Genomic DNA, 7,294 nt, shown 5'->3' with positions numbered 1-7,294 from the left:
GACGGACACCGACCACCACCGATCCGGCTGACGCAGCCCTCGCGCCCCCGTCTGGCGCTAGGGTCGCGCCCATGGGTAGCTGGTGGCTCGAGGCGATCGGCTGGGCCGGCTCCGCGGTGCTGGTGTGGTCGCTGCTGCAGACCCAGCTGCGCCGGCTCCGGGTGCTCAACCTCGTCGGCTGCCTCATCCTCATCGCCTACAACGCAGCCATCCACGTGTGGCCCATGGTGGGGCTCAACGTCGTGCTCGCGGTCATCAACGTGGTCCACCTCGTGCGCATGAGCCGGGAGAGACACGACTCGGCCGCGTACGAGGTGCTGGAGGTGGCCGGCGACGACACCTACCTGCGACACGTGCTGCGCGTGCACGAGAGCGACATCCGCCGCTTCAACCCGCAGTTCGTCCACGACCCGTTCGCCGGTGCCCTGTCCTACCTCGTCCTGCGCGGCGACGAGACCGTCGGGGTGGTCCTGATGCGCGACCTCGGTGGCGGCACGGCGCAGCTGCTGCTCGACTGGGTGACGCCGCGCCACCGGGACCTGACGCCGGGGGAGTTCATCTTCGGGCCCAACGGGCCGTTCCGGTCGCGCGGCCTGCGCCGCGTCCTCACTCCGCCCGACATGGTCGAGCCGTACTACGAGAAGCTGGGGTTCCGCCGCTCGGGCGACGCGTACGTCCTGTGACTGCAGGCCGACCGCGGACGGCACACCTGGAAGCGCCCGGTGATCTCTCGCACGCTCGACCGCCGGCCGCTCGCGGCGGTCCTACGCTGGAGGTAGGGAGCCGTGTGGGCCCGCCGCACGGCGGCCCGCGAAGGAGCGGTGAGCACCATGACCGCGAACCAGAGTCCGGTTGAACCCCGTCCCGACGTGCCTGACCCCACGGTCGACCACGCCGTGCCCGAGGAGGACGTGCTGCGCGGCAGAGCGGTGGAGCGGCTCAAGAAGAAGGCCGACTTCCGCATGCACCTGCTCGTCTACGTGCTGGTCAACTCCGCGCTCGTCATCATCTGGGCCATGACGGGCTCGGGCTTCTTCTGGCCGGCCTTCTTCATCGTCGGCTGGGGCATCGGCGTCGTGGCGAACGCCGCGGACGTCTACCTCGTGAAGACGCCGACCGAGGAGCAGATCACGGAGGAGATGGAGCGGCTGCGGCGTCGTTGAGCGACGCCGCTGGCCTTGGCTACGGCCGCTCGGACAGGTCCTCCGGAGCCGGTGAGGCAGGTCCCGCGCCGCCGGATCGTCCCGGCGGGGCTGCCGGTTCCGGTGGATCCGCCGGTTCCGCGCGTCCGGCCAGGGCGATGCAGCCGCCCAGGGTGAGGACGAACGCGCCGACGGCCAGCGGCCCGCGCCCTGCCACGACGCGGTCACCGAGCGCGACGAGGCCGACGGCCGCCGGCACCACGGTCTCCGTGGCGAACGTCAGCGCGGCAACGGTGGTCACGCGCCCGCGGCTCAGCGCCAGGGCGTAGGCGACCGTGGCGAGCGCTGCGTGCACCAGCAGGGCCCACGCCATCGCGCTCGTGAGCAGGTGCCACAGCGGCGACGGCACCTCGAGCAGCCGGGCTGCCACCCCGACGCCGCCGAAGCCCAGGCCAGCGGCGAGGCTGAGCAGGACCGCGCCGCGCCGGCGGTCACGGTCTTGCTCCCCGGCCACGAGGAGCACCGCGACGAGGGCCGCGGCGCCCAGCAGCCACCAGGCGGCGGCCGCGGGGCTCAGCAGCGGCGGCCCCTCCGCCGCCGCGAACGCCAGTCCAGTCAGCCCCGCGGCGACGGCCAGCAGCGCCACGACCTCACCGGTGCCGAGGCGCACGTGGAGCACGAGCACCGACAGCACGGCCGTCACCGCCACGGACGAGGCGACGGCGGACTCGACGAGGAAGAGCGGCAGGGTCCGCAGCGCCGCCACCGACGCGAGGAAGCCGAGTCCGTCGAGAGCCAGGCCCACGGCATACGGCCACCCGGCGCGCACCCGGGCCGGCAGGGGAGTGCCGGGGGGCAGGGCACCCACGCGGCGCACGCCGATGGCCTGCAGCACCGTGGCGGCGCCGTAGGCGACGGCCGCAAGCAGGGCGCCGAGGAGGCCGGGGCTCACCGCGGCGGCCGGTGGAAGGTCAGACTGCCCGTCGGCACTTGCTCATGAAGCGGTCCGGGTCGACGACCGCGCGGTGGATCTCGCCCTTGGCGAGCTCCTCGCCGTCCGCGTCCTGGACGGTGACGTGGCAGACGAGCCGCCGACCGTCGTTGATCGGCTCGGCGCACAGCACGGTGACGGCCGAGCCGACCGCGCTGCCCTTGACGTGCTCGATCCGCACCATGGTGCCGACCGTGGTGTGGTCCGCGTCGATGTTCTGCTTGCAGACCTGGAACGCGGCGTTCTCGCACCACGTGATCAGACGCGGGGTCGCGAGGACGTCGAGGTCGCCGCTGCCGACGTTGACGGAGGTGTCGTCGGCGGAGACCGTGTGCTGGAACTTGCGCATGGGCATCTGACGAGTCTGGCAGACAACGGCGGCAGCGCCGACTCGTCTCACCCTGCGGGTGGCTCCGGCCCCCCTCGGGCGGGGGCGGGGCGCTCCCTCCAGTGGCCCGGGGGGCTGCGCTAACCTTGGGCGCATGGCTGGCCTGCTGCTCCTTCCGCAGCCGCGTTGACGAAGGTCGGGACTCCCGACATCAACGCGGCTTCCCCTCCTGTGCGAGGGGTTTTCTTTTGCCCAGACGAGCAGCGACGAAAGAGAAGACGATGAGCGAGCAGACGAACGAGACCCCGTTCCGCTACACCGCGGCTATGGCGCAGCAGATCGAGACCGCCTGGCAGGACCGTTGGGAGGAGGAGGGGACGTTCAACGCCCCCAACCCCGCCGGCCCCTGGGCCGAGCCGGAGAAGGTCGCCGCCCGGGGCGAGAAGCTCGTCGTCCTCGACATGTTCCCCTACCCCTCGGGCGTGGGCCTGCACGTCGGCCACCCGCTCGGCTACATCGCGACCGACGTCTACAGCCGCTTCCACCGGATGCTCGGCAAGAACGTCCTGCACGCCCTGGGCTACGACGCGTTCGGGCTGCCGGCCGAGCAGTACGCCGTCCAGACCGGCCAGCACCCTCGGAAGACCACCGAGGAGAACATGACGAACATGAAGCGCCAGCTGCGCCGTCTCGGGCTGGGCTTCGACAACCGCCGCACCTTCGCGACGATCGACGACGACTACTACCGCTGGACGCAGTGGATCTTCCTGCAGATCTGGGACGCGTGGTACGACGCCGACGCCGTGCGCGAGGACGGCGGCAAGGGCAGGGCGCGACCGATTCGCGAGCTCGTCGAGGAGTTCGAGTCGGGCCGGCGCGCGGTCATCGACGCCGAGGGCCGTGGCTGGGCCGACCTGTCCGCGACCGAGCGGGCCAAGGTCCTCGAGGGCCACCGGCTGGCCTACACCGACGAGGCGCCGGTCAACTGGTGCCCGGGCCTGGGCACGGTGCTGTCCAACGAGGAGGTCACCAACGAGGGGCGTTCCGAGCGCGGCAACTTCCCGGTCTTCCGGCGCAACCTCAGCCAGTGGAAGATGCGGATCACCGCGTACGCCGACCGCCTGGCCGACGACCTCGACGGGGTCGACTGGCCCGAGAAGGTCAAGCTCATGCAGCGCAACTGGATCGGCAGGTCCAAGGGCGCCCGCATCACCTTCCCCGTCGTGACGGGCACGGGCGAGGAGGACGGCATCGATGTCTTCACGACCCGCCCCGACACGATCTTCGGCGCGACGTTCATGGTCATCGCCCCCGAGCACCCGCTCGTCGCCGAGCTGGTCCCGGCCGGCGGCTGGCCCAAGGGCACCAAGGACGCCTGGAAGGGGGCGGACGCCGAGGCGGCCGGCTCCCCGAAGGAGGCCGTGGCGGCATACCAGCTCGCGGCCTCGCGCAAGGGTGACGTCGAGCGGCAGACCGAGGGCAAGGACAAGACCGGCGTCTTCACCGGCTCCTGGGCCACGAACCCCGTTACGGCAGAGCGCATCCCGGTCTTCGTCGCCGACTACGTGCTGATGGGCTACGGCACCGGCGCGATCATGGCCGTGCCCGGGCAGGACACCCGCGACTGGGAGTTCGCCGAGAAGTTCGACATCCCGATCGTCCGCACGGTCCAGCCGGCCGAGGGCCACCCGGACGACGAGCCGTTCCTCGGCGACGGCGTCGCGGTCAACAGCTCCAACGAGCGCATCTCCCTCGACGGCCTGAACGTCGCCGACGCCAAGGCGAAGATCATCGACTTCCTCGAGGCGCAGGGCATCGGCGAGGGCACCGTCAGCTACCGCATCCGCGACTGGCTCTTCAGCCGCCAGCGCTACTGGGGCGAGCCGTTCCCGATCATGTTCGACGAGGACGGGGTCGCGTATGCCGTCCCGGACGACGAGCTGCCCCTGACCCTCCCGGACGTGCCGGACTACAGCCCGAAGACGTTCGACCCGGACGACGCCCAGAGCAGCCCCGAGCCGCCGCTGAGCCGCGTCCCCGAGTGGGTCGAGGTGGAGAAGGACCTCGGCGACGGTCGCGGGCCGCGGAAGTTCCGCCGCGAGACGAACACCATGCCCAACTGGGCCGGCTCGTGCTGGTACTACCTGCGCTACCTCGACCCGGCCAACCACGAGGCGTTCGTCGACCCGGCCAACGAGGCCTACTGGCTGGCCCGGCACGACACCCCGGTCGCCGGCGCTCCGGCCGGCACCCGCGACCCCGGCGGCGTCGACCTCTACGTCGGCGGTGTCGAGCACGCGGTGCTGCACCTGCTCTACGCGCGCTTCTGGCACAAGGTCCTCTTCGACCTCGGCCACGTGCGCAGCGAGGAGCCGTTCCGGAAGTACTTCTCGCAGGGCTACATCCAGGCCTACGCCTACACCGACAGCCGGGGGCAGTACGTCCCGGCGGCCGAGGTGGAGGAGCACCCGGGCGGCCAGGGGGCCGAGCCGACGTTCACGTGGGAGGGCCGGCCCGTGAACCGCGAGTACGGCAAGATCGGCAAGTCGCTGAAGAACTCCGTCAGCCCCGACGAGATGTACGACGCCTACGGCGCCGACACCTTCCGCGTCTACGAGATGTCGATGGGCCCGCTCGAGCTGTCCAAGCCCTGGGAGATCCGCGCGGTCGTCGGGAGCCAGCGCTTCCTGCAGCGCCTGTGGCGCAACGTCGTCGACGAGGCCACCGGCGAGCTCCGCGTCGTCGACGCCTCGCTCGACCAGGCGCTGACGACGCAGCTGCACCAGACCATCGCGGGCGTTCGCGAGGACTTCGAGGGCCTGCGCTTCAACACGGCCATCGCCAAGCTCATCGAGCTCAACAACGCCGTGACGAAGCTCGACGCGCCGCCGCGTGAGGTCGTCGAGGCCATGGTGCTGATGCTGGCGCCCGTGGCCCCGCACATCGCCGAGGAGATGTGGCAGCGGCTCGGCCACGAGGGCGGGGTGGCGTATGCCGCGTTCCCGGTGAGCGACCCCGCGAAGATCGTGCTCGAGCAGGTCACCTGCGTCATCCAGATCAAGGGCAAGGTGCGCGACCGGGTGGAGGTGAGCCCGGACATCTCCGAGGAGGAGCTGCGCGAGCTCGCCCTCGGGCGCGAGAAGGTGCGGGCGGCGACCGAGGGAGGCGTGCGCACCGTCATCGTGCGAGCGCCCAAGCTGGTCAACGTCGTCCCGCTCTGAGGTGGTGCCACCGGCGGGGCCCGGCTCCCCGACGCGGCCCGGCTCCTCGGCGGGGCCGGGTCCGCGCCGGTAGGTTGAGGCGCACCAGCGTTCTCGGCGACGGAAGGAGCGCGACGTGACGGTTCGGGTCGTCACCGACTCGACGGCATACCTGCCGTCCGAGCTGGCACGGACGCACGGCATCGAGGTCGTCCCGCTCCACGTCGTGGTCGGCGGGATCGACCGCGTCGAGGGCCAGGACATCACGGCGGCCCAGGTGGCGGCGGCGTTGCGCGAGTACACGATCGTGACGACCTCACGGCCGACGCCGACCGTCTTCGCCGAGACCTACCAGCGCCTCGCCGACGAGGGCGCGTCCTCGATCGTGTCGATCCACCTGTCCTCGCAGATGTCCGGGACGGTGGAGGCCGCTCGCCTGGCGGCCGCCGAGGCGCCCGTGCCGGTCGAGGTCGTCGACAGCGAGACGATCGGCATGGCCATGGGGTTCGCCGTGGTGGCGGCTGCCGAGGCCGCGAGCAGCGGGGCGCAGGTCCCGGCCGTCGTCGAGGCGGTGCACGACCGCCTGGGCCCTTCCGGAGTCCTCTTCTACGTCGACACCCTCGAGCACCTGCGACGGGGCGGGCGCATCGGTGCGGCGTCGGCGCTGCTCGGCTCGGCCCTGTCCATCAAGCCGATCCTCGCCGTGCGTGGCGGACGCATCGTGCCGGTGGAGAAGGTGCGCACGTCCTCGCGCGCGCTCGCCCGGATCGAGGCGATGGTGGTCGAGCACGTGGGCAGGGACGGGCACGCCGTCGACATCGCCGTGCACCACCTGGATGCAGCCGCCCGCGCGGAGCAGATCGCAGCACAGCTGCGCACGATCGTCCCCGGCGAGCCGACGGTGCTCGTGGTGGAGCTGGGCGCCGTCGTCGGGGCACACGTCGGTCCCGGGACGGTCGCGATCGCCGTGTCGCCGCGGCCGGGTGAGCCGCTGCCGGACGCGCCGGCGATGGAGGTCGCCGGGTCGTGACCGTCGGCACGGCGCTCGGGTGGACGGCAGGGGTCGCCGTCGCCTTCCTCATCGGCTCGGTCAACCCGGCGACGATCATCGCGCGCCTGCTCGGCAAGGACCTGGCTGCGTCCGGGTCGGGAAATCCCGGCGCCACCAACGCCGGTCGCGTCCTCGGGCGCAGGTGGGGCGTGGTCGTCGGCGTCCTCGACGTCCTCAAGGGGCTCGTGCCGACGCTCGTCGCGGGTCAGCTGTTCGGCGCCCACGCGGCGTACGCCGTCGGCATCGCGGCCGTCCTCGGGCACATCTGGTCACCCTTCCTCAAGGGGCGTGGCGGCAAGGGCGTGGCGACGACGCTCGGCGCGATCCTCGGGGTGCACCCGTGGGTCGCGCTCGTGGTCGTCGTGGTCTTCGCCGTGGCCGTCGCGGCCACCCGCTGGGTCGCTGCGGGATCGATCCTCGGCGCGGTGTCGATGCTGGTGCTCGCGGTGCTGATCTGGACCGGCCACGCGCCGGGCGACGTGTGGACCGGCCTGTGGCTCACGGCGATCGGACTGCTGGTGCTGGCCCGGCACAAGAACAACGTGATCGGCTGGTGGCGCCAGCGGCGCCTGCCCTGACCAT

At 71.9% G+C, this 7,294-nt stretch carries 7 protein-coding genes; 5 read left to right on the top strand and 2 right to left on the bottom strand.

The window, feature by feature from the left end; translation table 11 throughout:
* The first annotated feature begins 71 nt into the window (after positions 1 to 71).
* Positions 72 to 683 carry a YgjV family protein gene (locus tag ABD241_RS15790; protein WP_344064684.1) on the top strand — a complete coding sequence of 204 codons (612 nt, stop codon included), beginning with the start codon at positions 72 to 74 and terminating at the stop codon, positions 681 to 683.
* Positions 684 to 869: 186 nt separating this feature from the next.
* Positions 870 to 1,163, top strand: a complete 294-nt coding sequence (locus tag ABD241_RS15785; RefSeq protein ID WP_344064681.1) for a 2TM domain-containing protein — start codon at positions 870 to 872, stop codon at positions 1,161 to 1,163.
* Positions 1,164 to 1,182: 19 nt separating this feature from the next.
* Here ABD241_RS15785 and ABD241_RS15780 read toward each other — a convergent pair whose 3' ends face one another.
* Together ABD241_RS15780 and ABD241_RS15775 are read right to left on the bottom strand one after the other, a co-directional pair.
* Positions 1,183 to 2,094, bottom strand: a complete 912-nt coding sequence (locus ABD241_RS15780; protein WP_344064679.1) for a hypothetical protein — start codon at positions 2,092 to 2,094, stop codon at positions 1,183 to 1,185.
* A gap of 19 nt (positions 2,095 to 2,113) precedes the next feature.
* Positions 2,114 to 2,488, bottom strand: a complete 375-nt coding sequence (locus tag ABD241_RS15775; RefSeq protein ID WP_142186210.1) for a thioesterase, FlK family — start codon at positions 2,486 to 2,488, stop codon at positions 2,114 to 2,116.
* A gap of 254 nt (positions 2,489 to 2,742) precedes the next feature.
* Here ABD241_RS15775 and leuS point away from each other — a divergent pair, with 254 nt between their 5' ends.
* The 3 genes from leuS to plsY all read left to right on the top strand — a co-directional run bounded on the left by leuS (position 2,743) and on the right by plsY (position 7,290).
* Entirely contained in the window at positions 2,743 to 5,682 is a 2,940-nt protein-coding gene (gene leuS / locus ABD241_RS15770; RefSeq protein WP_344064675.1) for a leucine--tRNA ligase, read from the top strand.
* Between the two features lie 115 nt (positions 5,683 to 5,797).
* Positions 5,798 to 6,691: a DegV family protein gene (locus ABD241_RS15765; protein WP_344064672.1), complete on the top strand. Its 894-nt coding sequence runs from the start codon at positions 5,798 to 5,800 to the stop codon at positions 6,689 to 6,691.
* Positions 6,688 to 7,290 (top strand): glycerol-3-phosphate 1-O-acyltransferase PlsY, encoded by a 603-nt coding sequence (gene plsY, locus ABD241_RS15760; RefSeq protein ID WP_344064669.1) that lies wholly within the window; start codon positions 6,688 to 6,690, stop codon positions 7,288 to 7,290. The genes ABD241_RS15765 and plsY overlap by 4 nt, the downstream gene beginning before the upstream one ends.
* Positions 7,291 to 7,294: the final 4 nt, after the last annotated feature.

The sequence above is a fragment of the Terrabacter lapilli genome (assembly GCF_039531305.1).
Classification (GTDB): Bacteria; Actinomycetota; Actinomycetes; order Actinomycetales; family Dermatophilaceae; genus Terrabacter; species Terrabacter lapilli.
Note: the sequence above shows the minus strand (reverse complement) of the source record. Positions and strands in the feature narration are given on the sequence as shown.

Bases quoted from the DNA above. Each gene is read 5' to 3' on its own strand.
- ABD241_RS15790 (WP_344064684.1), top strand. From the start codon at position 72: ATGGGTAGCTGGTGGCTCGAGGCGATCGGCTGGGCCGGCTCCGCGGTG.
- ABD241_RS15775 (WP_142186210.1), bottom strand. From the start codon at position 2,488: ATGCCCATGCGCAAGTTCCAGCACACGGTCTCCGCCGACGACACCTCC.
- leuS (WP_344064675.1), top strand. From the start codon at position 2,743: ATGAGCGAGCAGACGAACGAGACCCCGTTCCGCTACACCGCGGCTATG.